Source organism: Streptomyces sp. NPDC053079, from assembly GCF_044546695.1.
Lineage (GTDB): Bacteria > Actinomycetota > Actinomycetes > Streptomycetales > Streptomycetaceae > Streptomyces.
Window position 1 is genome coordinate 24,024 of sequence record NZ_JBITZJ010000005.1, and the last position, 24,448, is coordinate 48,471.

The window sequence follows — 24,448 nt, forward strand, 5'->3', positions numbered from 1 at the left end:
GGACATTTCACTTAGACAGCAGATTGTAGTGTAAATTGCCGCAAAAACTGATGCAGTGCGACAGGGTGACCACAGTGGGCGAGGATCTGGCATGACAGAGGCGGTACTGCTCGTCGGAGGCAAGGGCACGCGGCTCCAGCCGCTCACCATCCATACGCCCAAACCGATGGTTCCGGCCGCCGGAGTGCCCTTCCTCGCGCACCAGCTGGCCCGCGCCAGAGCCGCCGGCGTCCAGCACGTCGTCCTGGCCACCTCCTACCTCGCCGAGGTCTTCGAGCCCTACTTCGGCGACGGCTCCGCCCACGGGATCCGGCTCACGTACGTCCACGAGGACGAGCCCCTCGGCACGGGCGGGGCGATCCGTCACGCCGCCGCTGCTCTGACCGCCCGGCCGGGTGAGCCGGTGCTCGTCTTCAACGGCGACATCCTCACCGGCCTCGACATCCGGGACCTGCTCCTGCGCCACGAACGGGCGCAGGCCGACGTCACCCTGCACCTGACGCGCGTCGCCGACCCGCGCGCCTTCGGCCTCGTCCCCACCGACGCCGACGGCCGCGTCCTGGCCTTCACCGAGAAGCCGCGCCGGCCCGAGGAGATCGTCACCGATCAGATCAACGCCGGCTGCTACGTCTTCCGCCGCGAGATCATCGACACCATCCCCACCGGCCGGCCCGTCTCCGTCGAGCGGGAGACCTTCCCCGCCCTGCTGGCCGGTCGCGCGCTGCTGCACGGCGTGGTCGACTCCTCGTACTGGCTGGACCTGGGCCGCCCGGCTTCCTTCGTCCAGGCCTCCGCCGACCTCGTCCGCGGCATCGTCCGCTCACCGGCCGTCCCCGGGGAGCCCGGCGAGTACCTCGTGCTGCCCGGCGCCCACGTCGAGAGCGGGGCCAGGCTGACCGGCGGCACGGTCGTCGGCACCGGCGCGCACGTCGCGGCGGACGCCGAGATCGAGGGGTCGGTCGTGCTGGACGGTGCCCGCGTCGAGGCGGGGGCGCGGGTACGGGCCTCCATGGTCGGCACCGGCGCCCGGGTGGGCCCCCGGACCGTGCTCGACGGCGCGGTGATCGGCGACCACTCCGAGATCGGCGCGGACAACGAACTGCGCGAGGGCGCGCGCATCTGGTGCGGCACCGCCATCCCCGACGCCGCCATCCGCTTCTCCGCCGTGTGACCGCCACCCCCATTTTTGAACAGCCGTTTTGAACAGCCGTTTGAACTCTCCCCCCACACGTTCCCTCACAAGGACCAGCCCATGAGTTCTCCGCGCACCCCCGCCGCCCCGCCACCCCTGCCCGCCGAGTGGGCCCGCACGCCGCTGACGGTCGTGATGCCCACGTACAACGAGGCACAGAACCTGCCCACCATCACGGAGGCCCTCATGGCCCTCCCCCTGGAAGGACTGCGGCTGCTGGTCGTCGACGACAACAGCCCCGACGGCACCGGCACCGTCGCCGAGCAGCTCGCCGACAAGTACAACGAGGCCGAACGGCGCGACGAGACCGGCCGCGTCCGCATGGGCGTCCTGCACCGCACGGCCAAGGACGGACTCGGCCGCGCCTACGCCGCCGGCATGGAACGGGCCGTGGCCGAAGGCGCCGCCTACGTGCTGCAGATGGACGCCGACGGCAGCCACCCCGCCGACAAGATCGCCGAGATGCTCGGCGTCGCCCTGGCCACCGGCGCGGACGTCGTCGTCGGCAGCCGCTATGTCCCCGGCGGCACGCTCTCCGACGCCTGGAAGACCCACCGCAAGCTGCTCTCCCGCTGGGCCAACGCCTACGCCAGCGGCATCCTCGGCACCCGCGTGCGCGACATCACCAGCGGCTTCAACCTGTGGAGCGCGAACGCGCTGCGCGCCATCGAGCTCGCCGGCGTCGACAGCGCCGGCTACAGCTTCCAGGTCGAGACCAAATACCGCGCCCTGCGGGCCGGTTTCACCGTCATGGAAGTGCCGATCCACTTCGAGGACCGCACTGCGGGCGAGTCCAAGATGAACCTGGCCGTCCAGCTCGAATCCGTGGCCATGCCCTGGCGGCTGCGCTCCAAGACCCTCCGCGCGGCGGCCGGCGCCGGCAAGCACACCCGCTGACCGGTGAAGGCGGCCATGGCCTTCAGGGCGCACCTCCCGCGGCGGACGGCCGCCGTCGCGGTCCTGCTGCTGGCGGTCCTGCTGCTGCTCATGGTGGTCCGGCTGCCCTGGTCCGGCGACCTGGGGATGCACGGCGCGGTGCTGGAGCGGCTGCGCAGCGACCTGTTCCACCCGGGCAACCCCCTGGTGGACGCCGACACCGCCAGCGCCTACTACTCGCCGTGGACGGTCGCGCTGGGCCTGGTCGCGACGGTGAGCGGCTGGGGCACCTTCGGGGTGCTGCGGCTGGCGGGCCTCGCCGGCCTCGTCCTGCTCGGCACGGGCATCGCCGCCTTCGTCCGTACGTTCACCCGCCGACGGGCGGCCGTCCCGCTCGCGCTGCTGTGCGTCCTGCTGCTGTACGGAGTGCGCGTCTTCGCCTGGAGCGGGTTGCCCGGGCTGAGCTCGCTGTGCCTGACCCTGGCCTATCCGAGCACCTTCGCTCTGGGCCTCGCCTTCCATCTGTGGGCGCTGCTGCGCCAGGGGCTGCGGGAGCGGTGGGGGGTGCCGGGGTTCCTGGCGCTGGGGGCGCTGCTGGCGGTGGTGCTGCTGAGTCATCAGTTCACGGGTGCCGTCGCGGTGCTGGGCGTGGCGGCGCTGCTGCTCGGGGCGCGGCCCCGGCCGGACCGCGAGCTGTGGCTACGGGTGGGGGCGGGGGGCCTGCCGGCGGCGGCGCTGCTGCCGTGCTGGCCGTACTACCCGGTCCTCGCCCTGCTGGGCGGGGGCGGGCTGGACGCGGTCCACCAGCCCCTCTACAGCGATCTGCTGCCGAGGTTCTGCCTGGTGGCGGCGGTGGGCGTGCCGGCGCTGGCCGTGCGCTGGCGGCGCGACCACCGCGATCCGCTCGCCCTGTTCTTCGCGCTCGGGGCCGTGGTCTTCGCCGCCGGCTGGCTGAGCGGGCACTACGCCTGGGGGCGCGTCCTGCCGGCGCTGCTGCTGCCCGCCCAGCTCGCCGTCGCCCTCGAGGTCGCCGGGGCCGGGAGCGGCGGGCCGCGCCGCCTGCTGCCGGCGGTGACGGCGGCGGCCCTGCTGGCGGGGGCGTGGACGCAGGCCGGGGTGCTGGGCTACGTCCTGCGCAAGGACGCCGTTCCGCCCGTGCTGCGCGAGGCGCCCACCATCGGCCTGTGGCCGGGCTTCGGCTGGGCGGCGGCCCACGTGCCCAAGGGGGCCACCGTGATGACGAACGACTACTACGCCCTGCGCTCACTGCCCGCCTACGGCCCCTACACGGTCGCCCCCGCCTACCCCGATCTGTTCCTTCCCGACGAGAGGCGGCGCCGGGACGCGACGCGTCGCTACTTCGCCCCTGTCACCTCCCGGGCCGAACGGCTCGGCATCCTCAAGGAGTACGGCGTGCGATGGGTGCTGCAGAAGAGAGGCGGCGCGGGGCTGGCGCCGGACGACCCCGCGCTCAGGAAGGCGGCCCGGGGGCCGGGCAGGCTCGACCTGCTGGAGGTCGTGCGACCGTGACCGCAGCCGTAGACCCGGTGCCCCGCGCCGGCTTCCCCGACGTCGCCGGATGGCTGCGCGGCCGCGCCCCGCGGCCGGTGCTGACCGCGGCGGTGCTGCTGTTCGTGCTCAGTTCGATCCGGGCGTACGCCAAGGACCGCACGGGGATCGACAACGCGGTCGTGGTGCGGGCGGCCCGCGCGCTGTTGGAGGGCGGTTCGCCGTACGCGGACAAGCGGTTCCTGTACCTGCCGGGGGCGGTGTTCGCGGCCGTGCCGCAGACGGTGTTCTCCGGACGGGTGCTGTTCTACGCCGTTCCCGTGGTCACCGGTGTGCTGGTGGCGGCGGGCGCGGTGCTGGCGCTACGGATCTTCGACGTCCGGGCGGACAGCCGGCTGGCGGCGGCGGTGGCGGTCGGGATCGCGCTCTTCCTGCCGTTCCACAGCCTGGTCATCCTGGGCAACTGGACGGCGGCCTCCGCGGTCGCCTTCCCGGCGGCGCTGCTGCTGGCCCGGCGCGGGCGGTGGTCCGCGGCGGGGGCGGTGGTGGGGGCGGCGATCGCCCTGAAGCCGATGCTGGTGCCGCTGCTGCTGCTGTTCGTCCTCGCCCGGCGGTGGCGGGCGCTGGGCTGGGCGGTGGCCCTGCCGGCCGGCATCTCCCTGGCGGCGGCGTCGGCCATGCCCCGGCCGGGGCTGTTCTTCACCCGGACGCTGCCGTTCCTGCTGCACGGCCAGGACGCCTACGCCCGCCCGTACGACGCGTCGTGGCCGTCCGTCCTGCCCCGGCTGGGGGTGCCGCACCTGCTGGCGTTCGCGCTGGCGGCGCTGGTGGGGGTGGCGGTGCTGGCGTTCGCGCGGATGCGGTGGCGCGGCGGGGGCGAGGAGGGGCTGCGGCTGGTGGAGTGCGCGTCGCTGCTGATGCTGGCGGCGTTCGTGGTCTCGCGCCCGTCGTTCCTGAACTATGCGCTGGTCGTGGTCCCTTCGCTGGCCGCCTCGGTGGTGGAGCGGGGCGCGGCGGTGCGGTCGGTGTGGTTCTGGATGCCGCTGGTGCCCCAGTTGGCGGGGGTGCCGTGGCCGGGGCTGGACACCGCGCAACGGCACGCGTTCCGGGACGTCGTGATGTTCGGGGGGCTGGCCGCGGTGCTGGCGCTGACGGCCTGGCGGGGGCGGTGGGGGCCGTGGGGGAGGGACAGGGTTGTCACCGTCAGTGACGACGGTTACTCTCTGTGTAGTGATCGCGCGTCCCGCGTGGACCCGAAATGAGGTGAGGCATGTCCGCCGCTACCGCTGCCGACGCCGCCGTCGCCGACGCCCGCACGGACGTCGACGTCAGCGTCGTCGTGATCGTCTACAACGACGCCGAGCGCCTGCCGCGTGCCGTCCGCTCGGTCCTCGGCCAGTCACTGCGCCGCCTTGAAGTGATCATCGTCGACGACTGCTCGACCGACGCGACCCCCAGTGCCGCCCGGGAGCTGGCCGCCGCCGACCCCCGCGTGCGCTGCCTTCGGCTGCCGGCCAACAGCGGCGGCTGCGGCGCGCCGCGCAACGCCGGCATCGACGCCGCCCGCGCCCCGTACGTGATGTTCCTCGACAGCGACGACGAACTGCCCTACCACTCCTGCAAGTCACTGCTGCTGGCCGCCGAAGAGAGCGGCGCAGACTTCGTCACCGGCGAGGTCACCCGGCTCTTCGAGGAGAGCGGCACGACCGGCCTGTGGTACCCGGAGCTCTTCCGGGACGCCCGCCTCGTCCACGGCATCCGCACCGCACCCGAGTACTTCCTGGACCACCTCTCCACCAACAAGCTCTACCGCGCCGACTTCATCGCCCGCCACCGCCTGCGCTTCCCTGAGGACGTGCACTACGAGGACCAGCTCTTCAGCGCCCGGGCCCTCACCCTCGCGCGCACCTTCGCCGTCGTCCCGTGGCCCGTCTACACCTGGCGGCTCGCCGGCGACCCGGCCGCCGGCCCCTCCATCTCCTCCAGCCGCCACAAGATCCAGAACGTGGCGGACCGCGTCACCGTGGCCCGGCTCGTCGACGCCTTCCTCCAGGAGAGCGGCAACGCCGACCTCCGGCCGGCGAAGGACGCCAAGTTCCTCGGCCACGACCTCCGCCTCCACCTCGGCGACCTGCCCTTCCGCGATTCCGCCTGGACCGAGGCGTTCGCCGCCGCGGTCACCCCCTACCTCGACGGCATCGCCGCGGAGGCCTTCACCGCGGTGCCGCGCGAACAACAGATCTGCCAGTACCTGCTGCGCGCGGGCCGCCTCGACGAGGCCGCCGAGTGCGCCCGCACCCTGGACCGGCCCCTGCTCGCCCCCCGCCACGCCGTGCGGGACGCTGCCGGACGGACCTACTGGGGGAGCACCCTCCCCGAGGACGAACGGGCCGCCGCCGCACTGGACATCAGCACATGGCGGCTGGACAACCAGCCCTTCGCCACCGTCCCCCTGCGGCACGAGGTGACGCGGCTCGACCCGGAGGGGCCGACCCTGCGCATCTCGCTGCGCACATACGACCCCGCGCGCCTGCTCGGGGGCACCGTGCCCGTCTCCGCGGAACTGCGCGTCGCCACCACCGCCCAGCCGCTGACCGTGCCGTTCCGCTACGCCCCCGCCCAGGACGGCCCGGCCGGACGGGTGCACACGGCCGAGGTCGAACTGGACCTGCGCCGGGTGCCCATCGGCCCCAAGGGGTTCCGGGGGCGGCGCCACCCGCTGATCCTGCTGAACCGGCTGGGGCTCACCCGCGGCGACCCGCTGCTGGCCCCCGCCGCACTGCCCGCCCTGCGGGCGCGGACCGGACTGCACACCGTGCGCGTCGCCTGCGAGGGACACGGGGTGGGACGGCTCGAACTCACCTGGGAGCGTGCGGGCGTCCTCGGGCGCGCCGAGACCGTCGCCCCCGGCCTGAAGCCCGTACGCCGCCGCCTGAACCGATTGACCCGCCGCGTCACCGGGCCCCGGGCCAAGGCCCTGACCTACCACGAGCTGCAGAAGCTCCCCATCGACGACACCCTGGTCGTCTTCGAGGCCCTGGAGGGCCGCGGCTACGCCGACAGCCCCCGCTACATCCACGAGGAACTGCGACGCCGCCGGCTCCCCCTGCGCGCTGTCTGGTCGTACTCCGGCAGCCGCTCCTCCTACCCCGAGGGCGTCGAACTCGTCCGACGCGGCAGCTGGGAGTACGTCCGCACGGTCGCCCGGGCCCGCTACTGGGTCGACTCGCACGGCTTCCCGGTGCTCTTCACCAAGCGGCCGGGCACGCGCTATCTGCAGACCTGGCACGGCCAGGCGCTCAAGCACATGGGCTTCGACACCCCCGAACTGCGGCTCGCCGGCGCCGAACGGCAGCGACTGCACCATGAGATGGTCGCCCGCTGGGACGCCCTCATCGCCCCCAGCGAGGAGTTCGAGCGGACCTTCGTGCGCGCCAACGCCTACACCGGCGAGCTGCTGCGCACCGGCCTGCCCCGCAACGACGTCCTCGTCCGGTGGAACGACCCCGAACAGCGCGACCGCGCGACCGCGGTCCGCGAACAGCTGCAGATCCCCGACGGACGGAAGGTCCTGCTCTACGCCCCCACCTTCCGCGACGGCGCGCGCGGCAGCGGCGAGTCCGTCCGGGTGGACCTGGCAGAGCTGGTGCGGGCCACGGGCGAGGAATGGACGATCGTGGTCCGGCCGCACTACTACGAACGGTTCACCGTCCCGCGCGAGCTGGGCCACGCGCTGCGCGACGGCCGGGAGTTCACCGACCTCAACGACCTGATGCTCGCCTCGGACGCGCTGCTCACGGACTACTCGTCGGTGATGTTCGACTACGCCAACCTCGGCCGCCCCATCCTGCTCTACACCGACGACTATGACGACTACCGCTCCGTCTCGCGCGGAACGTACTACGACCTGGCCGACATCGCGCCCGGACCGCTGCTCGCCACGACGGGCGAACTGGCCGCCGCGCTCAGGGACCCGGCGGAGCTGAGCGAGCGGTGGGCCGGGGCCTACGCGCGCTTCCAGACGAGGTTCAACCCCTATGAGAGCGGACGGTCGAGCAAGGCCGTGGTCGACCTGTTCTTCGAGGGGAGCGACCGGTGAAGCGACGGCATCTGTTCCTGGTCGGCATCGACGTCGACTCCATGGGCGGCTCCCAGCGCGTGCTGCACACCCTCGCCCAGGGCTTCGCCGAGCGCGGCCACCACACCGAGCTGATCGGCATCCGGCCCAGCCCGGAGCCCCACACCTACCGCACCGACCCGGCGTACCGGCGTACCACCCTCTACGACGCCCCCGCCCCGCCCGCCTGGCAGGCCGCCTCCCTGGCCGAGCGGCTGAGTCCGGCCCGGCTGCGCCGGGCGCGCGGCGAGCGGGCGGCCCGCGGCCGCGCCCGCGGCCGGCTGGTCCGGAGGTTCGCCGCGGTGCCCGAGGGCGCCGAGGGCCTGGTGATCGTCGGCTCGCCCTGGGCGGCGGTGTGGCTGGACTCCGTCGAGTGGCCGCCGCACCTCAGGGCGATCGGCCAGTACCACGAGTCGTTCCTGCAGGCCCTCCACTCCGTCAACCTCCGGCTGATCCTGCGGTACTACCCGGCGCTGGAGAAGGCGGTGTTCCTCAGCGAGCAGGACGCAGCGGAGTTCCGCCGCAGGCGGCTGCCGAACGTCGCCGTCATGCCCAACCCCCTGCCCTTCACCCCCCTCGAGGCCGCGCCCCTGCGGACCCGGCGGGTCGGCGCGGTCGGGCGGCTCGACCCGGTCAAACGCCTTGACCGGCTCGTCGACGCCTTCGCCGCCGCCTGCCCCGACCACCCCGGCTGGGAGCTGCACTTCCTGGGCGAGGGTCCCCTCGAGCAGGAGCTGCGGGACCGGGCGGCACGCCTGGGCATCGGCGACCGGGTCCATTTCCGGGGCGGCGTCCGCGACATGGCCGCCGCCTACCGGGACCTGTCGCTGGTGGCCCTCACCAGCGAGCGCGAGGGGCGCCCGATGGCCCTCGCGGAGGCCTCCGCCTGCGGAGTGCCCTGCGTGAGCTTCGACCTGTCGGGCGGCGTGCGCGAACTGGTCGAGCACGGCCGCACGGGCACCCTCGTGCCGCACGGCGACACGGCGGCGTTCGGGGCCGCGCTGGCGGAGCTGATGGCCGACGACGAGCTGCGCGACCGCTACGGACGGGCGGCGCGGGAGCATGTCGCACCGCTGGCCCTGCCGGCGGTGCTGGACCGGTGGGAGGCGCTGTTCGAGGAGGTGGACCGCTGATGGCGCGGGCGAGACGTCAGCCGGTCCGGGCGATCACTCGGCTCGTCCGGTGTGTGTGGAGCGCGGTTTGGGGCGGAGCCCCGGCTGGGGGAAGCGGCGGGTCAGGGGAGAAGCCCGCGCCCCAGCCGGCGCAGCCTCCGCAGTGCGATGCCGAGCGCGCACCGCACCCCGGGCGCCAGCCGCAGCGCGAGCGACCCGCTCCCGGTCGCGCAGGGCCGCACCAGCAGCACGCCGTAGCGCGCGCTGGGCAGGACGGCCGGCCGCAGGCCGGTGGCGCCGTCGGCGGGCACCGCCCGTACGGCCGTGTGCAGCGTGCCCCCGTGCGCGCACCGGATCCGCACGCGCACGTCCCACGCCTGCGGAGCGCGGCGGCGGCCGCCGAGCGCGGCCAGCGTGCCGAGGCCGAAGCCGACGCCCGCGGTCCAGGCGGCGCCGTCCGCGGCCAGCGGCACGGCGCGCTCCACGGCCGTGCCCCCGTCCCGCAGCCGCAGTTCGACGTCGACGGTGTGCGGCCGGGCCGCCGCCAGGCGGCCGTAGAGGTCGTGGACGCGCAGGTGCAGCTCGGCGCGGGGGCCGCGCCCCGTGCGCAGCGTCGCGTCGACGGTGACCGGCAGCCGGCGGGCCGGCTTCGCGCCCGGCCCGGTGAGACCGTCGAGTGGCACCTGGGGCAGGTCGCGTGCCCAGACGGGCCGGCCCGCCGCCTCGGCATACGGCGGCAGGAGCCGGGCGGGCCGGGCGGCGAGCTGGGCCAGGCGGTCCAGGTCGCGCGGGACGGCGGAGGCCAGGACGACCCGGGCGATCCAGCGGGCCGGGGCGCGGGCGGCGCACAGGTCGGCCTCGTCGTAGGCGGCCAGAGCGGCCCGGGCCACGCGCCACCAGGCGCGCCGGTGGGCGGGGCCGTGGCCGGGCAGTTCACGGACGTACATGCGCAGGTCGTGGTCGAGGAACTTCACGCGTGCCGCGTGGGCGAGCGGCTTGCTGCCCGCGTCGAGGAAGACCTCCACGCCGCGCTGGTGGGCGAGGACGCGGGCCTGCCAGTTGGCGACCCGGCCGCGGTCGAGGGAGATCGACGGCCTGGCGGCGTCCCGTCGCACGTGCCAGATGTAGACGGGGTCCGGGACGGTCGCCACGCGCGGCCCGGCCGCGAGGACCCGGGCGGTGAAGACGAAGTCCTCATAGGGGAAGGCGCCTTCGGGGAAGGCGATGCCGTGCCCCGTCAGGAAGGCACGCGCGTAGAGCTTGTTGACGCACAGGGTGTCGTGCAGCAGCGCGGGGTGCGCCTCGGGGGAGGCGTGGACGGCGGGGTGCCGGTAGAGGGCGTGCTGCCAGGGGGTGTCGCGGCGCCGGGGGAGTTCACGGCGTACGCACAGGCCCGCCGCGACGGGGACGTCATGCCGCAGCGCGGCCCTCAGGAGCGCGGTCGCCGCGCCCTGGGGGAGCACGTCGTCGCTGTCCAGGAACATCACATACGGGGCGGTGGCGGCCCGTACGCCGTCGTTGCGGGGGGTGCCGCAGCCGCCGCTGTTGACGGTGCGGTGGATGACGCGCAGGCGGGGTTCCCGCTCGGCCAGCCGGTCGAGGACCGTGCCGGTGCGGTCCGTGGAGGCGTCGTTCACGGCGATGACCTCGGCGACGACGGGGCCCTGTCCGAGGGCGGAGCGGACGGCATGCCCGATGTGCGCGGCGTCGTCATAGCCGATGACGACCACGCTGACCTGCGCGGCGGCAGAGGTTCCGCTCCCGTTCACTGTCACAGAACTCAGCTTTACCCAATTAGTACGACAAACCAGATCATTCTTCACCCGTGCGGGGACGGCGGGGCGGGGCGGGGATCGGGGAGGGGAAGGGGCGGGGATGGGCCGGGCATCACAGGCACTACAGGCGCTACAGGCATCACAGACGTCACGGGCACCACAGACGCCACTGCGAACGTCCGCCGGGCGGGCGACGGCCGTGCTGGTATCCGCCGTGCCCGCTTGCGCCATGCTGGTGCTGGGCCTGTGGGGGCTGGACCGGGGCACGATGTGGCGGGACGAAGGGGCCACCTTCCAGGTGGCGCGCCGCTCTCTGCCGGAGATCGGGCATCTGCTCGGCAGCATCGACGCCGTGCACGGCCTGTACTACGTCCTGATGCACCCCGTCCTGGCCCTGCGGGCCGACGAGACGGTGCTGCGGCTGCCGTCCGTCGTGGCGGCGGCCGCCACCGCGGCCCTGGTCGCCGCGATCGGCAGCCGACTGGCCCGGCCGCGCGTCGGCCTGTGGGCCGGGCTGCTGTACGCGGTGACCCCGTTCGTCAGCCACTACGCCCAGGAGGGCCGCTCGTACGCCCTGGTCGCGGCGGGCGCCGCGCTGGCCACCTGGCTGCTGATACGGGCAGCCGAGGACAGCGCGCCCCGCGGCCGCTGGGTGGCCTACGGGGCGGTGGTCGCGGTGACGGCGCTGCTGCACGAGTTCGCGGTCCTGCTGCTCGCCGCGCACGCCGTGACGCTGGCCGTCTCCCGGGTGCCGTGGCGCATCCTGCGCCGCTGGGGGTGCGCGGCGGCCGCGGTGGGTGCGGTGCTCGCACCGCTGGTGGTGGTCTCCCGGCGCCAGAGCGAGCAGGTCTCGTGGATCCGCACGCCCGGGTACGAGCAGCTCAAGGCACTCCTCTACGCCTTCGCGGGCCCTGACGAGGCCGTGCTGACCGTCACCGTGGCCCTGGCGGCCGTCGCCCTGCTCGCGCCGCTGCCCCGCACCGGGCCGCTGCGGCTGAACGCGGTCGCCCTGCCGCTGGCCCTCGTCCCGCCGCTCCTGCTCTACCTCGCCTCCCAGCGGCAGCCGCTCTTCCTCGACCGCTATCTGCTGTTCAGCCTGGCGGGCGTGCCGCTGCTCGCCGCGGCCGGAGCCGAGCGGCTCCTGGGGCCGTTGCCGTGGCGGCGGGTGGTGACGGCCGCCGGAGCCGGCGCGGTCGCGGCGGCCTTCGTCGCGCAGCTGCCCTTCCACGAACGGGAACGGCTGCCGGCCTCCCGGGGGGACGAACTCGCCCGGGTCGCCGCGGTCGTCGGGCGGGTGGCGCGGCCGGGCGACGCGGTGCTGTTCCTGCCCCTGCATGAGCGCCGTACGGCCCTGGCGTATCCGCGGGAGTTCGGCGGGCTGCGCGACCTCACGCTCCGGCGGTCGCCGGCCGCGTCGGGCACGCTCTTCGGGGAGGAGGTGGGGGCGGGGGAGCTGGAGAGCCGACTGCGGGGGCTGCCCGCGCGGCAGCGGGTGTGGGTGGTGGCGGACGCGACCACAGTCGGGACGGGGTGGTTCCGGGCGCAGCGGGGGGAGATGGCGAAGGTACGGGTGCTGGAGGCGCTGTACCGGGAGGAGTCGGCCGTGTACGTGCGGGGTGGGGCGGTGTCGTCGTACGTACGGCGCTGAAGGCGCCGGACGGGGATGTGTGGTGTCCTCAGGCGCCGGACTGGCTCGAGGACAAGCCCGTCCGGCGATTGAGGACCGGGGTCCGGGGCGGAGCCCCTCGTCACTTCACCGCGCCTGCCATCACTCCGCTCACGAACTGGCGCTGGAACGCGAAGAAGACCGCCAGCGGCACGATCATCGAGAGGAAGGCGCCCGACGCGAGGATGTCCACGTTGTCGCCGAACTGGCGGACCTGCTGCTGCAGGGCGACCGTGATCGGCGGATTGCCGCTGTCCGCGAAGATCAGGGCGATCAGCATGTCGTTCCACACCCACAGGAACTGGAAGATGCCGAGCGAGGCGATGGCCGGCCCGCCTAGCGGCAGCACGACGCGGGTGAACAGCCGTAGCTCGCCCGCCCCGTCCAGGCGCGCCGCCTCCAGGAGCTCGCGCGGGATCTCCGCGAAGAAGTTGCGCAGCAGGAACACCGCGAAGGGCAGCCCGAAGGCGGTGTGGAAGAGGACGACGCCCACCGTGGACTCGAAGATGCCCAGCGTGTTGAAGAGCTTGGCCACGGGGATCAGGGCCACCTGTACCGGGACCACCAGCAGGGCCACGACGACCATGAACCACCAGTCCCGGCCGGGGAAGTCCAGCCAGGCGAAGGCGTACCCGGCGAGGGCGCCGATGAGGATCACCAGGACCGTCGCCGGGACGGTGATCAGCGCGGTGGTCAGGAGGGAGTGCATGACGGTGTCGTTGGCGAAGAGGTCGCGGTAGCTCTGCGTCGTCAGCTGGGCGGGGTGGCTGAAGACCTGCCACCAGCCCGAGGCCGCGATGTCGGACTTGTCGCGCAGCGACGACAGCAGCAGTCCCACCGTGGGCATCAGCCAGAACAGCGCGACCAGGATGAGGAAGACGCGCGTCGCGCCCCCGCCGAGGCGGGCGGCGACGCGGGCCGGCAGCGACCGTTCGGCCCGTACGACCGTGTTCGTGGTGGCGGCCATCACCGGCCCTCCCTCTCCTTGCGGATCCGGCGGATGTTCACGATCACCACGGGGGTGACAAGCAGCAGCAGGAAGACGGCGATGGCGCTTCCCACGCCCTGGTTGACGTCGGTGCCGAAGGACGACTGGTAGAGCTGGAGGGCGAGGACGTTGGCGTTGTCGAGGCTGGAGCCGGGGGCGATGATGTAGACGAGGTCGAAGATCTTCAGCACGTTGATCATGAGGGTGACGACGACGACCGCGAGGACCGGCGCCAGCAGCGGCACCGTGACTCGTCGGAAGACCTGCCATTCGTTGGCGCCGTCGACCCGTGCCGCCTCCAGCAGTTCCCGCGGCACGCTCGCCAGGCCCGCCGCGATGAGGACCATCGCGAAGCCCGCCCACATCCAGATGTACGCGCCGATGATGGCCGGTGTCACGAGGGAGGGGCCCAGCCAGTCGACGCCGTTGTAGGCCGCGGCGAAGTTGGCGGCGGGCAGGCGCAGCCGGGCGCCGTCCGCGGAGCGGGGCAGGGAGAAGGTCCCGTCGGAGGCCGTCGTGGCCGAGGCGACCGTCCTGCCGTCCTTCACCGCCTCCACCGTGACGCCCGCCAGCGCCCGCTCGCCCGCGTCGATCTTTCCGGCGGTTCCCCCGCCGCCGCGGGTGAAGTCCATCCACACCGTGCCGGTGACCTTCCCGGCCACGTCCCGCGCGGGGATCGCCTCCTTCGCGCCGCCCACGTCCTCCGGTTTCACGGCGACCAGGGGCAGGGCGACGGCCGTGCCGGCCCGCGCCGCCGTCTTCGTGGTGTACGCGCCGCCGCCGCTCGCCGCCAGGTCCCCGGTCGGGCGGGGGCGGGCGCCCGGGTAGGGCGCGGGGGCGGCGAAGGTGTCGTGGACGCCCACCCACACCGCGTTGGCGACGCCGCGGTCCGGGTTCTGTTCGTACACCAGCCGGAAGATGATGCCCGCGGCGAGCATCGAGATGGCCATCGGCATGAAGACGACCAGCTTGAACGTGGTGCCCCAGCGGACGCGTTCGGTCAGCACGGCGAAGATCAGGCCGAGGGCGGTGGCGACGGTGGGGGCGACGACGACCCAGATGATGTTGTTCTTCAGGGCCGTGCGGATGCGCTCGTCGGTGAAGACCTCGTGGTAGTTGTCGACGCCGACGAAGCCGTCGCCCGAGGCGTCGAAGAGGCTGCGGTAGACGGAGTAGCCGATGGGGTAGACGACGAGGGCGCCGAGCAGCGCCAGCGCGGGCAGCAGGAAGCAGGCGGCCACCCAGGGGCGGGTGCCCAGCACGCTCTTGCGTGGTTTCCCGGCCGGTGCGGCGGGCGGTGGGGGAGCGGTCGTCGCGGTGGTCACGGTGCCGGCCCCGTCCCGTCAGCTCTTGAACGCCTTGGCCGCGTCGGACTCCAGCCGCTGCTGGGTGCCCTCCACGTCCTGGGGGTTGCGGAGGAAGTCCTGCAGGTGTTTCCACTCGCCCTGGCCGGGTTTGCCGCCGAAGGACGCGGGGGCCTGGTCGGACATGTCGAAGCGGAAGTCGTCCCCGGCCGCGACGAGTGCCTTGGCGATGGAGCGCAGCACGTCGTCGGGGTAGGCGGCGAGGTCGAGGTTCTTGTTGGCCGAGACGAAGCCGCCCTCCCTCGCCCAGATCCGGGCGGCGTCGGAGGAGGCCAGGAACGTCAGCAGGGCCTGCGCGGCCTGGCCGTCCTTGAGCGCCACGCCCACGTCGCCGCCCGTCACCACCGGCGAGCGGCCGCCCACCGCCGGGAAGGGGAAGACCTTGGCGTCCGTGCCGATCTTCGCCTTGGCGCCGGTGATGTTGGCCGCGGCGAAGTCGCCCTCGAAGACCATGGCGGCCTTCGCCTTCTCGCCGTCGGCGAAGGTCTGCGTGACGGAGGCGGGGAACGCGGTCTGCAGCGCGCCGTCGTTGCCGCCCGTCAGCAGCTCCTTCTTGCCGAAGAGCTGGCCGAGGGTGGTCAGCGCCTCCTTGACGGAGGGATCCGTCCACTTGATCTTGTGCTGGGCGAGCTGGTCGTACTTCTCCCGGCCCGCCTGGGAGAGGTAGACGTTCTCGAACCAGTCGGTGAGGGTCCAGCCGTCCGCCCCGCCGACCGAGACGGGGGAGACGCCGAAGTCGGCGATGGCCTGGGCGGCGCCCAGGAACTCCTGCCAGGTCCTGGGCTCCTTGGCGCCCGCCGCCTTGAAGATCTTGGTGTTGTACCAGACGAGGGACTTGTTGGTCGCCTTGAAGTACACGCCGTACTGCTTGCCCTCGTACGCGCCGAGGTCCCGCCAGCCCTTGGCGAAGTTCTTGTCCAGCTGTCCGGTGGCCTCGCCGCCGAGCGGCTTGAGCCAGCCCTTCTGCGCGAATTCGCGCAGGACGCCGGGTTGTTGCAGCATCGCCACGTCCGGCGGGTCGCCGCCCGCCACCTTCGAGCCGACGAAGGAGGACATGTCGTCGCCGCTGGGCACGAAGGAGACCTCGGCGCCGGTGCGCTTGGCGAACTCGTCCAGGACCTTGGTGAAGCTCTTCTGCTCGGCGCCCGTCCAGACGGCGGTCACCTTGAGCTTCTGCCCTCCCAGCTTGGGGAGTTGGACCGTATGGGAGATGAGGTCGGACTTGCCCGGCACCGGCGAGGACGGCTGTTTGCCGCCGTCGCCCTTGCCGTCGCCGCCGCACGCCGCGGCGGCCAGGGCCAGGGCCCCCGCCACGGCCAGTGCGATGGTTCCGCGCGCCGCGCGTGCCGCGCGGGTCATGCCCAGTGATGTACGTGTCGCCGTGCGCATGGCCGTACCTCCCGTGCCCGGTCCCCGTAGCCGGCCCTGCCGCACGTCGCCCCGGCGTATGGCCGCACTCCCGTGCGACAGTCCTACGCCCGGTGACGACCCGCCGCAATACCGTCTCCGGTGTCAACTCTCCTATCGTGACCGGGCTGTGACGCTGCTACAGCAACGGAGGAGCCGCCTGTGCCCCCGCGGACTGGGCGGCGCGCTGCAGGGCGCTGGCCAGGAGGGCCAGGTCGGTGGGGCCGTTGCCCAGCTCGCGCAGCGGGCGGCGGGTGGGCGGGTCGCCCGTGCGCTGCCAGTCCAGCGGCACCACGGTCGGGCGCTGTGTCGCCGTGCGGGGAATGCGGCCGGTCACGCGCCCGGCCTGGAAGGGGGTGGCCGCCGCGTCGTCCGGACGCTGCAACCTCCCGCGCCCCGGGGCGGGTTCGCCCGCGCCCGAGCCGCCGTCCGGGCCCGCCCCGGCGGGGGCGTCGGGCATGGGGGGCGCGATCTCCAGCGTCGCGCGCAGCCCCGCGCGCTCGACCGCCGCCGTGTCCGCCGTGCGCTCCGGGCGGCCCGACGCGGCGATCAGGTGCACCCCGAGCCGCTCGCCGTCCCGGGCGACGGCCTCCAGCGCCCGGACGACCGAACCGGCCGCCGGGCGGCCGGTGCTGCCGAGCGCGGGCGCGACGAGGGCGTCGAAGTCGTCGACGAGCACGACCAGGCGGGGCAGGGCCGTGTCGGCCGTGCGCGTCGGGGCCTCGCGCTGCGTGCGGAGCTTGAGGGTGCCGCTGGGGGCCGGCTCCAGGTCGCCGGAGACCGGGTCCGACGGCCGCCGGGGCGCGACGACGGCCGGTGCGGGCGCCGGCACCGGATTCCGGTCGTGCCAGCCGGTGAAGTCGAGGGTGCCCAGCAGCTCGGCGCGGCGCTTGAGCTCCGAGCTGAGCGCCTGGGCGAACTCCCGCATCCGCACCGGGTCGGCGGCGGCGAGATAGGTCGACACGTGCGGCAGGTCCGTGCAGACCCGCAGGCCCTCGCCGCGCTCGGCGGCGGCGCCGTCGACCAGGACGAGGGAGAGCCGGTCCGGCCGGTCGGCGGCCGCCAGCGAGGCGGCCAGCGAGCGCAGCAGCTCGGTCTTGCCGCTGCCGGGGCCGCCCTCGACCAGCAGATGCGGCCCGTCCGCCGCCAGGTCGACCGTGAGCGGCCCGTGCGGACCGGCGCCCAGCACCGCGACGGCCCGCCCCCCGGGCCGTGCGCCCCGGTCCGTGGCGGCCGCCCAGCGGGCGGTGAGCGAGGCGGGCGTGGCGCGGGCGAGGCCCAGCTCGTCCAGCAGCCGGGCCGTGCGCGGCAGCGCCGCGGCGATGCGGGAGGCGTGCGGGTCGCCGGCGCCGTCGGCCTTGCGCAGCGGGGCCAGCGCCCGGGCGAACCGCTCGGCCCAGGCGCCGGACACCGCGTCCAGGGCGCCGATGACCGCGGCGCCGACCGGGGCGGCGGCCATCGGCCGGGGGGCCTGGCCGGGCCCGCCGGCGGACGGTACGGGTGCGGGGGTGCGGTGGATGACCTGGACCACCGTGGCCACGTCGCCGCTCAGCAGCGCCACCGTGCCGCAGTGCGGGAAGGCGGGGGAGGCCGCCTCGGCCGTCGCGAGCGTGGCGGAGACGGGCGAGGCGGGGGTGGTGGCCGGGGCGTCGGCCAGGCACAGCAGATGGACGCCCGCCGCCGGGCCGCCCACGGCCAGCCGCGCGACCGTCTCGCGCAGCGCCGCCGAGCCGGGGTCGCCGTCCACGATCAGGACGGTGTACGGCCCGCGGTGGCCCGCGGCGGCCGTGGCGACGGCCTCGGGCGGGGCGGTGGTCCAGTGCGGGCCCAGCGGGCCGTCGTCCAGGCGGCGTACGAGCTCGGCGGTGCGGGCCTCGGCCTGCTCGCGGTCGTAGGCCAGCAGCAGCCGGCAGTCCTGCCCGTGCGCGGGGCGCAGCTGCGGCAGCCAGCCCAGCCAGGACCACTCCGCCAGCCGCTCCTCGACCGGGCGCGAGCGGTCCGCGCTGATCAGGACGTACTCCAGCGTGGTGGGCGCGTGCAGCGCGGCGAGCTGGGCGAGGACGGAACGGGCCAGCCCGGACAGCCGGGCCCGGGGCCCGGCCAGGCCGAGCGCGCCGGCCTGGCGCAGGGAGACCGTCACCGGCACGGACGGCAGCGGGCCGCTGCCGTCGGGGCCGTAGCGGTCGGCCGTGCCCAGCCGCACGGTGAGCAGGTCCGGGTGGTCCGGGCCGCGCTCCCACAGCCGGGGCCCGGGACCGAGCGCGGTCAGCAGGACGGCGGCCGGGTCCGGCCAGCGCTCGCGCAGCGCGGCGGCGGTGGTGAGGGCGCTCCCGCCGCCGACGGCGTCGCCGGGGACGAGGCCCTCCACGGCGTCGTCCGGTCCGCGCCGGTCGCCGCCGCGCCCGCCGGCCAGGCGGCGGGCCCAGGCCCCTATGCCGCGGCCCAGGCGCCTGCCCTCGGTGGACGGCGCCTCCGGGCCGGCAGCGGCCGCCCGGGCGATGCCGTCGCCGGCCGAGGGGTCGGTGAGGTGCGCGAAGCCGGCGGCGTGGGAGGTGCTGCCGGGGGCCACGGGGGCCGGGTCGTGGTCCGCCGTGGCGCCGAAGCGGGCCAGGCCCGTGGCGCTCGAGGTGGCGGCCGTGGCGGCCGGGCCGCGGTCCGCGCCCGCGGCGGCCGGGCCCACCCGCAGGTGTCCCTCGCCGTCGGGGGCGGCCGGCAGCGGTGCCGGGGCGTTCGTCCCGTACAGGCTCAGCGTCGACTCCCCGACCCGCACCAGCGCCCCCGGCGGCAGCGCGACGGGCATGCCGTCGACGCTCTCGCCCTCCAGGGTCGTGCCGTTCGTCGAGCCCAGGTCGTGCAGGGTGACGCTGCCGTCGTCGGCGAGGGTCACGGCGCAGTGCAGGCGCGAGACGTCGGGGTCGTCCAGCGGGACGTCCGCCGAACTGGAGCGGCCCACGCGCACCTCGCCGCCGTGCAGCAGATGGACGCCGCCGGCGTCCGGGCCCGAGACGACGTGCAGGCTGGCGACGGCGTCCGGCATCCCGGACGGAAGCACGCCCGCGTGCCGCTCGGGGTCGGCGGGGGCGCCCAGGGACAGCACCGCGCCGTCGATCAGCGGGGGTTCGCCCAGCGCGCAGCGCTGCGCGTCGAGCCGCTCGGCGCCCGCGTGGACGACGACGGCACCGCTGCCGAGGTCGGAGCCGGCCGCGGCCACGGCGGCCGCGAGGCCGCTGGCCACCGCGGCGAGCGCGGTCCCCGAGGGGGCGGTCACGAGCACATCGCAGGCGCACGTGGTGTGGCCGCTGAGCGGCCCGAGGACGGTCAGCCGGATCTGCATCGCCGTCAACGGTCCCTTCCTGCCCCGGGTGCAAGACAGGGGCAGGCGGCCTTCCCCCACCTGGCACGGGCGCGTCGGCACGTACAGGTCACCACGTCACGCGGGGGTCTCCCGCTCCCTCCCCGGCGCATCCGTGCTGCGAGCATCCTCGCACCTGCCACCGACAACTCGCCCGGCGAGAGTCGATTCGTGATCTTGAAAGACCATCCGAGTATGCGGAAGCTCCAGGTCGCCGTCGGGCGATGGCTGAATTCTTCTGTGAGTTGTCCAGTCTCGACCCATTTCTTGCCGTTATTTACGACAGTCCGGCGCGCCCGGCAACCATCCGTCCGTGGGCCGCGTCTTTCCCTGGAGCCTCACCGGATTCGCCAGAACGGCGGTCCGCGCTGCGGCACTACAGTGGGCGGCAGGCGAAAGCGGTATCGCAAGGCCCCAGACAGCTCGGATCACGACCAGGGAGCGCATGACGTGCGGCCGGTAGGCAGCAAATACCTGCTCGAGGAGCCGCTCGGACGCGGAGCCACGGGCACCGTCTGGCGTGCGCGCCAGCGCGAGACGGCCGGAGCCGAGGCGGCGGTGGCCGGACAGCCGGGCGAGACCCTGGCGATCAAGGTCCTCAAGGAGGAGCTGGCCAACGACGCGGACGTCGTGATGCGCTTCCTGCGCGAGCGCTCCGTCCTGCTCCGGCTCACCCACCCCAACATCGTGCGCACCCGCGACCTCGTCGTCGAGGGCGACCTGCTCGCGCTGGTCATGGACCTGGTCGACGGCCCGGACCTGCACCGCCACCTCCGGGAGAACGGCCCGTTCACCCCCGTGGCGGCCGCGCTGATCACCGCGCAGATCGCCGACGCCCTGGCCGCCAGCCACGCCGACGGTGTCGTCCACCGGGACCTCAAGCCCGCCAACGTCCTCCTCAAGAGCGAGGGCGGCCAGCTGCACCCGATGCTCACGGACTTCGGCATCGCCCGCCTCGCGGACTCCCCCGGCCTGACCCGCACCCACGAGTTCGTGGGCACCCCGGCCTACGTCGCGCCCGAGTCGGCCGAGGGCCGCCCGCAGACCTCCGCCGTCGACATCTACGGCGCCGGCATCCTGCTGTACGAGCTGGTCACCGGCCGTCCGCCGTTCGGCGGCGGCACCGCGCTCGAGGTGCTCCACCAGCACCTCAGCGCCGAACCGCGCCGCCCCACGACCGTCCCCGAGCCGCTGTGGACGGTCATCGAGCGCTGCCTGCGCAAGCGCCCCGAGGAGCGGCCCAGCGCCGAGAACCTCGCCCGCGCCCTGCGCGTGGTCGCGGCCGGCGTCGGCGTGCACGCCTCCCCGGCGCAGGCCGAGGCCGCGCTGGGCGTCGCCGCGCTGCTCGCGCCCGACCCGGAGCCCACGTACGTGCCCGGTACGGGCCTGAACGCGGCGCCCGGTACCGGCGACGCCGACGCCACTCAGGTGCTGCCGTCCGGCGCCGGCGCGCCCGGCGCGTACGACCCCGACGCCGCGACCAGCCTCCTGCCGAGCACCCCGCCCGGCCCCGGCGGCGGCCCCAACGCCGACCCCACCCAGGTCCTGCCCGCGGGCCCCGGCCCGTACGGCGCCGGTGCCGACCCCACCCGGGCCATGCCGCCGGTGCCGCAGGGACAGCCCGGTCAGCAGGGTGGGGACGACAGCCCCCACCCCTGGCAGACTCAGATGCGCGCGGCCCGGGACCGCAACGACCAGACCCAGGTGCAGTACCTCGACCCGAGCGAGGACCCGCTGCGGCGCCGTCCCGCGCGCCGCCCGGGGCCCGCGCCCCAGCAGCCCCCGCAGCCGCCGCAGGGCCGGCAGCGCGGCCAGCAGCAGTACGGGCAGCAGCAGCCGTACGCGCCCCAGGCGCAGCCCCAGCCCCAGCCCCAGCACTACGCGCCGCCGCGGCCCCCGCAGCGGCAGCAGCCCCAGCCCCGCTATCAGACGCCTCAGCCGCCCCAGCAGCAGGCACCGCCGCCGCCCCAGCGCTACGCACCCCCGCCCGCGCCCGAGCCGGCCCCGCCGCGCCGGGAGCCGCGTCCGCCGCGGCAGCGCAGTGCGAACCCCATGCGCATCCCGGGCCTCGGCTGCCTCAAGGGCTGCCTGTTCATGATCGTCGTCTTGGTGGTCGGCTCTTGGCTGGTCTGGGAGTTCACCCCGCTCAAGGACTGGGTCGCCGACGGCAAGAGCTTCTGGGACGCCACCTGGGACTGGGTCACCGACACGAAGGACTGGATCTCGGATCTGGTGTCCAGCCGCTAGGCCGGCAGGCCCGCGGGCGAGGGGTGGGCCGGTCGACATGTCGACACCCGACGGGTGTTTTCTGCCTCAGAAGTGACGGTTGGCACCGAATCGGTGTCCCCAACGCCCCCTCGGCCGCGTAGCTTGGTCGCCAGCGAGCCTGTCGGATGACGGAGGAGTCGGGGAACAGTCTTGGCACGGAAGATCGGCAGCCGGTACACCGCCCACCAGGTCCTGGGCCGCGGCAGTGCCGGGACGGTGTGGCTCGGCGACGGACCCGAGGGCCCGGTCGCCATCAAGCTCCTGCGTGAGGACCTCGCCTCCGACCAGGAGCTCGTCGGCCGCTTCGTGCAGGAGCGCGCGGCCCTCCTCGGCCTGGACCACCCGCACGTGGTCGGCGTCCGCGACCTCGTCGTCGACGGCGCCGACCTCGCCCTGGTCATGGACCTCATCCGGGGCACGGACCTGCGCACCCGGCTCGACCGCGAGCGCAGGCTGGCCCCCGAGGCGGCCGTCGCGATAGTCGCCGACGTCGCGGACGGCCTCGCCGCCGCGCACGCCGCCGGCATCATCCACCGCGACGTCAAGCCGGAGAACGTCCTCCTCGACATGCAGGGCCCGCTCGGGCCCGGCGGCGCCCACCCCGCGCTGCTCACCGACTTCGGCATCGCCCGCCTCGTCGACTTCCCGCGCCCCGTCCGCGACCGCGCGGAGCGCTCCGAGCGCACGGCCGGCGCGGCCCGCAGCGTCATCGGCACCCCCGACTACCTCGCGCCGGAGATCATCGAGGGCCTGCCGCCGCGCGCGTCCGTCGACGTCTACGCCCTGGCGACCGTCCTGTACGAGCTGCTGGCCGGCTTCACGCCCTTCGGCGGCGGCCACCCGGGCGCCGTGCTGCGCCGGCACGTCACGGAGACCGTGGCCCCGCTGCCCGGCATCCCCGACGAGCTGTGGCAGCTCGTCGTCCAGTGCCTGGCGAAGGCGCCCGCGTCCCGGCTGCGGGCCTCGGAGCTCGCGGCGCGGCTGCGCGAGCTGCTGCCCGGCCTGGCCGGGATCCCGCCGCTCGACATCGACGAGCCGGAAGAGGCCACGGCGGACGGCGCGGAGCGCGAGGGCGCGTACGAGAGCGGGGCCGCCGGGCCCGGCCCGGCCGCCGCCGCGGGGCCGCGCCGCCGGGGCGCGGTGCCGCTCGTACCGGCCGCCGTCTCCGACTCCAGCCGCGACACCCACACCAGCATGCGCGTGCCCGGCCCGGAGGAGCTGGCCGGCGGAGCGCACGGCACGGCACGTGCCCCGCGCTCGCCCGGGCAGCGCCGGGCCGGCTCGGCGCGGCACCGCTCGTCGGCGGAGGTGCGGCGCCGCCGCATCAGGCTCGGCGCGGCGGCGGTCGCCCTGGCCGCGGCCGCCGGGGTCGGCGGCTGGTTCGCCACCGGCGGCGACGACGCGGGCGACGCGAAGCCGGGCGGCAAGCAGCCCGGCGTCCACCGTACGGACCCGGGCCACGGCCCCGGCGCCCCGGACCGGAACCCGCCCCAGGGCTCCGTGGCCCCCCTGCGCTAGCCACGGCCCCGCCGGACCGCGCCGCCGTGGCGGATCACCGCCGCGGCCGGGCGGAACCCGGCCCCCCGGCCCGGTCTGTGAGGCGAAAGGCGCCGCCGGAAGCGGAAGGGCGTGGCCCTTCGGACCGGGGAACCCGGCACAGCCGTTAGGCTGGGTGCGTGGCAGTCGTTGATGTATCCGAAGAGCTGAAGTCCCTCTCCTCGACCATGGGGTCGATCGAGGCCGTTCTGGACCTCGACAGGATGAGGGCCGACGTCGCCGTGCTCGAGGAGCAGGCGGCCGCCCCGTCCCTGTGGGACGACCCCGACGCGGCACAGAAGATCACCAGCCAGCTGTCGCACCTCCAGGCGGAGCTGCGCAAGGCCGAGGCGCTGCGCGCCCGCATCGACGACCTCGGGGTGCTCTTCGAGCTCGCCGAGGCCGAGGACGACGCGGACACCCAGGCCGAGGCCGAGGCCGAGCTGGCTTCCGTCCGCAAGGCGCTGGACGAGATGGAGGTCCGTACCCTCCTCTCCGGCGAGTACGACGCCCGTGAGGCCCTCGTCAACATCCGCGCCGAGGCCGGCGGCGTCGACGCCTCCGACTTCGCCGAGCGCCTGCAGCGCATGTACCTGCGCTGGGCCGAGCGCCACGGCTACAAGACCGAGATCTACGAGACCTCGTATGCCGAAGAGGCCGGCATCAAGTCGACCACCTTCGTCGTCAACGCGCCGTACGCCTACGGCACGCTCTCCGTCGAGCAGGGCACGCACCGCCTGGTGCGCATCTCGCCCTTCGACAACCAGGGCCGTCGCCAGACGTCCTTCGCGGGCGTCGAGATCCTGCCCGTCGTCGAGCAGTCCGACCACGTCGAGATCGACGAGTCCGAGCTGCGCGTCGACGTCTACCGCGCGTCCGGCCCCGGCGGTCAGGGCGTCAACACGACCGACTCCGCGGTCCGCATCACGCACATCCCCACCGGCATCGTCGTCTCCTGCCAGAACGAGCGCTCGCAGATCCAGAACAAGGCGAGCGCCATGAACGTCCTCCAGGCCAAGCTCCTCGAGCGTCAGCGCCAGGAGGAGCGCGCCAAGATGGACGCCCTCAAGGGCGACGGCGGCAGCTCCTGGGGCAACCAGATGCGTTCGTACGTCCTGCACCCGTACCAGATGGTCAAGGACCTGCGCACCGAGTTCGAGGTCGGCAACCCGCAGTCCGTGCTCGACGGCGAGATCGACGGCTTCCTCGAGGCTGGTATCCGCTGGCGTAAGCAGCAGGAGAAGTAGGACACCCCGGGTCGACAAACCCGATCAACCCCCGTGTAG

The 24,448-nt window shown here is 74.6% G+C and carries 15 protein-coding genes; 10 read left to right on the forward strand and 5 right to left on the reverse strand.

All coding sequences use genetic code 11. The annotated features are described in order from the left end of the window. The first annotated feature begins 91 nt into the window (after positions 1-91). From ACIGXW_RS19075 to ACIGXW_RS19100, 6 genes are all read left to right on the forward strand, one after another. Positions 92-1,171 carry a sugar phosphate nucleotidyltransferase gene (locus ACIGXW_RS19075; protein ID WP_399574088.1) on the forward strand — a complete coding sequence of 360 codons (1,080 nt, stop codon included), beginning with the start codon at positions 92-94 and terminating at the stop codon, positions 1,169-1,171. Between the two features lie 81 nt (positions 1,172-1,252). Then, positions 1,253-2,089, forward strand: coding sequence for a polyprenol monophosphomannose synthase (locus ACIGXW_RS19080; RefSeq protein WP_399574089.1), 837 nt, complete (start codon positions 1,253-1,255; stop codon positions 2,087-2,089). Positions 2,090-2,104: 15 nt separating this feature from the next. Continuing rightward, positions 2,105-3,598, forward strand: a complete 1,494-nt coding sequence (locus ACIGXW_RS19085) for a hypothetical protein (protein WP_399574090.1) — start codon at positions 2,105-2,107, stop codon at positions 3,596-3,598. Continuing rightward, a complete protein-coding gene (locus ACIGXW_RS19090; RefSeq protein ID WP_399574091.1) occupies positions 3,595-4,839 on the forward strand; it encodes a glycosyltransferase family 87 protein in 1,245 nt (414 codons plus the stop codon). Before ACIGXW_RS19085 ends, ACIGXW_RS19090 begins: the two co-directional genes overlap by 4 nt. Before the next feature lie 8 nt (positions 4,840-4,847). Next, the gene (locus ACIGXW_RS19095) at positions 4,848-7,676 is read left to right on the forward strand and encodes a CDP-glycerol glycerophosphotransferase family protein (protein WP_399574092.1); all 2,829 of its coding nucleotides are present in this window, start codon (positions 4,848-4,850) and stop codon (positions 7,674-7,676) included. Next, positions 7,673-8,827, forward strand: coding sequence for a glycosyltransferase (locus ACIGXW_RS19100; RefSeq protein WP_399574093.1), 1,155 nt, complete (start codon positions 7,673-7,675; stop codon positions 8,825-8,827). The genes ACIGXW_RS19095 and ACIGXW_RS19100 overlap by 4 nt, the downstream gene beginning before the upstream one ends. A gap of 101 nt (positions 8,828-8,928) precedes the next feature. On the opposite strand, the gene ACIGXW_RS19105 is transcribed toward ACIGXW_RS19100, so the two are convergent. After that, the gene (locus ACIGXW_RS19105) at positions 8,929-10,575 is read right to left on the reverse strand and encodes a glycosyltransferase family 2 protein (protein ID WP_399574627.1); all 1,647 of its coding nucleotides are present in this window, start codon (positions 10,573-10,575) and stop codon (positions 8,929-8,931) included. A 205-nt stretch (positions 10,576-10,780) separates the two neighbouring features. On the opposite strand from ACIGXW_RS19105, the gene ACIGXW_RS19110 reads away from it, so the two are divergent. Beyond that, the gene (locus ACIGXW_RS19110) at positions 10,781-12,229 is read left to right on the forward strand and encodes a glycosyltransferase family 39 protein (RefSeq protein WP_399574095.1); all 1,449 of its coding nucleotides are present in this window, start codon (positions 10,781-10,783) and stop codon (positions 12,227-12,229) included. A gap of 100 nt (positions 12,230-12,329) precedes the next feature. On the opposite strand, the gene ACIGXW_RS19115 is transcribed toward ACIGXW_RS19110, so the two are convergent. From ACIGXW_RS19115 to ACIGXW_RS19130, 4 genes are all read right to left on the reverse strand, one after another. Further along, positions 12,330-13,214, reverse strand: coding sequence for a carbohydrate ABC transporter permease (locus tag ACIGXW_RS19115; RefSeq protein ID WP_399574096.1), 885 nt, complete (start codon positions 13,212-13,214; stop codon positions 12,330-12,332). Further along, a complete protein-coding gene (locus ACIGXW_RS19120) occupies positions 13,214-14,560 on the reverse strand; it encodes a carbohydrate ABC transporter permease (protein WP_399574097.1) in 1,347 nt (448 codons plus the stop codon). The genes ACIGXW_RS19115 and ACIGXW_RS19120 overlap by 1 nt, the downstream gene beginning before the upstream one ends. 18 nt (positions 14,561-14,578) lie before the next feature. Then, on the reverse strand, positions 14,579-15,988 hold the full coding sequence (locus ACIGXW_RS19125; RefSeq protein WP_399574098.1) for an ABC transporter substrate-binding protein: 1,410 nt from the start codon (positions 15,986-15,988) through the stop codon (positions 14,579-14,581). 157 nt (positions 15,989-16,145) lie between these two features. After that, entirely contained in the window at positions 16,146-19,340 is a 3,195-nt protein-coding gene (locus ACIGXW_RS19130; RefSeq protein ID WP_399574629.1) for an FtsK/SpoIIIE domain-containing protein, read from the reverse strand. Between the two features lie 468 nt (positions 19,341-19,808). Between ACIGXW_RS19130 and ACIGXW_RS19135 the strand changes: the two genes are divergently transcribed. From ACIGXW_RS19135 to prfB, 3 genes are all read left to right on the forward strand, one after another. Next, positions 19,809-21,605, forward strand: coding sequence for a serine/threonine-protein kinase (locus ACIGXW_RS19135; RefSeq protein ID WP_399574099.1), 1,797 nt, complete (start codon positions 19,809-19,811; stop codon positions 21,603-21,605). 171 nt (positions 21,606-21,776) lie between these two features. Continuing rightward, a complete protein-coding gene (locus ACIGXW_RS19140) occupies positions 21,777-23,144 on the forward strand; it encodes a serine/threonine-protein kinase (RefSeq protein WP_399574100.1) in 1,368 nt (455 codons plus the stop codon). A 158-nt stretch (positions 23,145-23,302) separates the two neighbouring features. Next, positions 23,303-24,409: a peptide chain release factor 2 gene (gene prfB, locus ACIGXW_RS19145; RefSeq protein ID WP_399574101.1), complete on the forward strand. Its 1,107-nt coding sequence runs from the start codon at positions 23,303-23,305 to the stop codon at positions 24,407-24,409. Positions 24,410-24,448 lie beyond the last annotated feature (39 nt).

Coding starts and splice junctions, on each gene's coding strand:
- ACIGXW_RS19080 (WP_399574089.1), top strand. CDS start 1,253: ATGAGTTCTCCGCGCACCCCCGCCGCCCCGCCACCCCTGCCCGCCGAG.
- ACIGXW_RS19095 (WP_399574092.1), top strand. CDS start 4,848: ATGTCCGCCGCTACCGCTGCCGACGCCGCCGTCGCCGACGCCCGCACG.
- ACIGXW_RS19130 (WP_399574629.1), bottom strand. CDS start 19,340: ATGCAGATCCGGCTGACCGTCCTCGGGCCGCTCAGCGGCCACACCACG.
- ACIGXW_RS19115 (WP_399574096.1), bottom strand. CDS start 13,214: ATGGCCGCCACCACGAACACGGTCGTACGGGCCGAACGGTCGCTGCCG.
- ACIGXW_RS19075 (WP_399574088.1), top strand. CDS start 92: ATGACAGAGGCGGTACTGCTCGTCGGAGGCAAGGGCACGCGGCTCCAG.
- ACIGXW_RS19125 (WP_399574098.1), bottom strand. CDS start 15,988: ATGCGCACGGCGACACGTACATCACTGGGCATGACCCGCGCGGCACGC.
- ACIGXW_RS19085 (WP_399574090.1), top strand. CDS start 2,105: ATGGCCTTCAGGGCGCACCTCCCGCGGCGGACGGCCGCCGTCGCGGTC.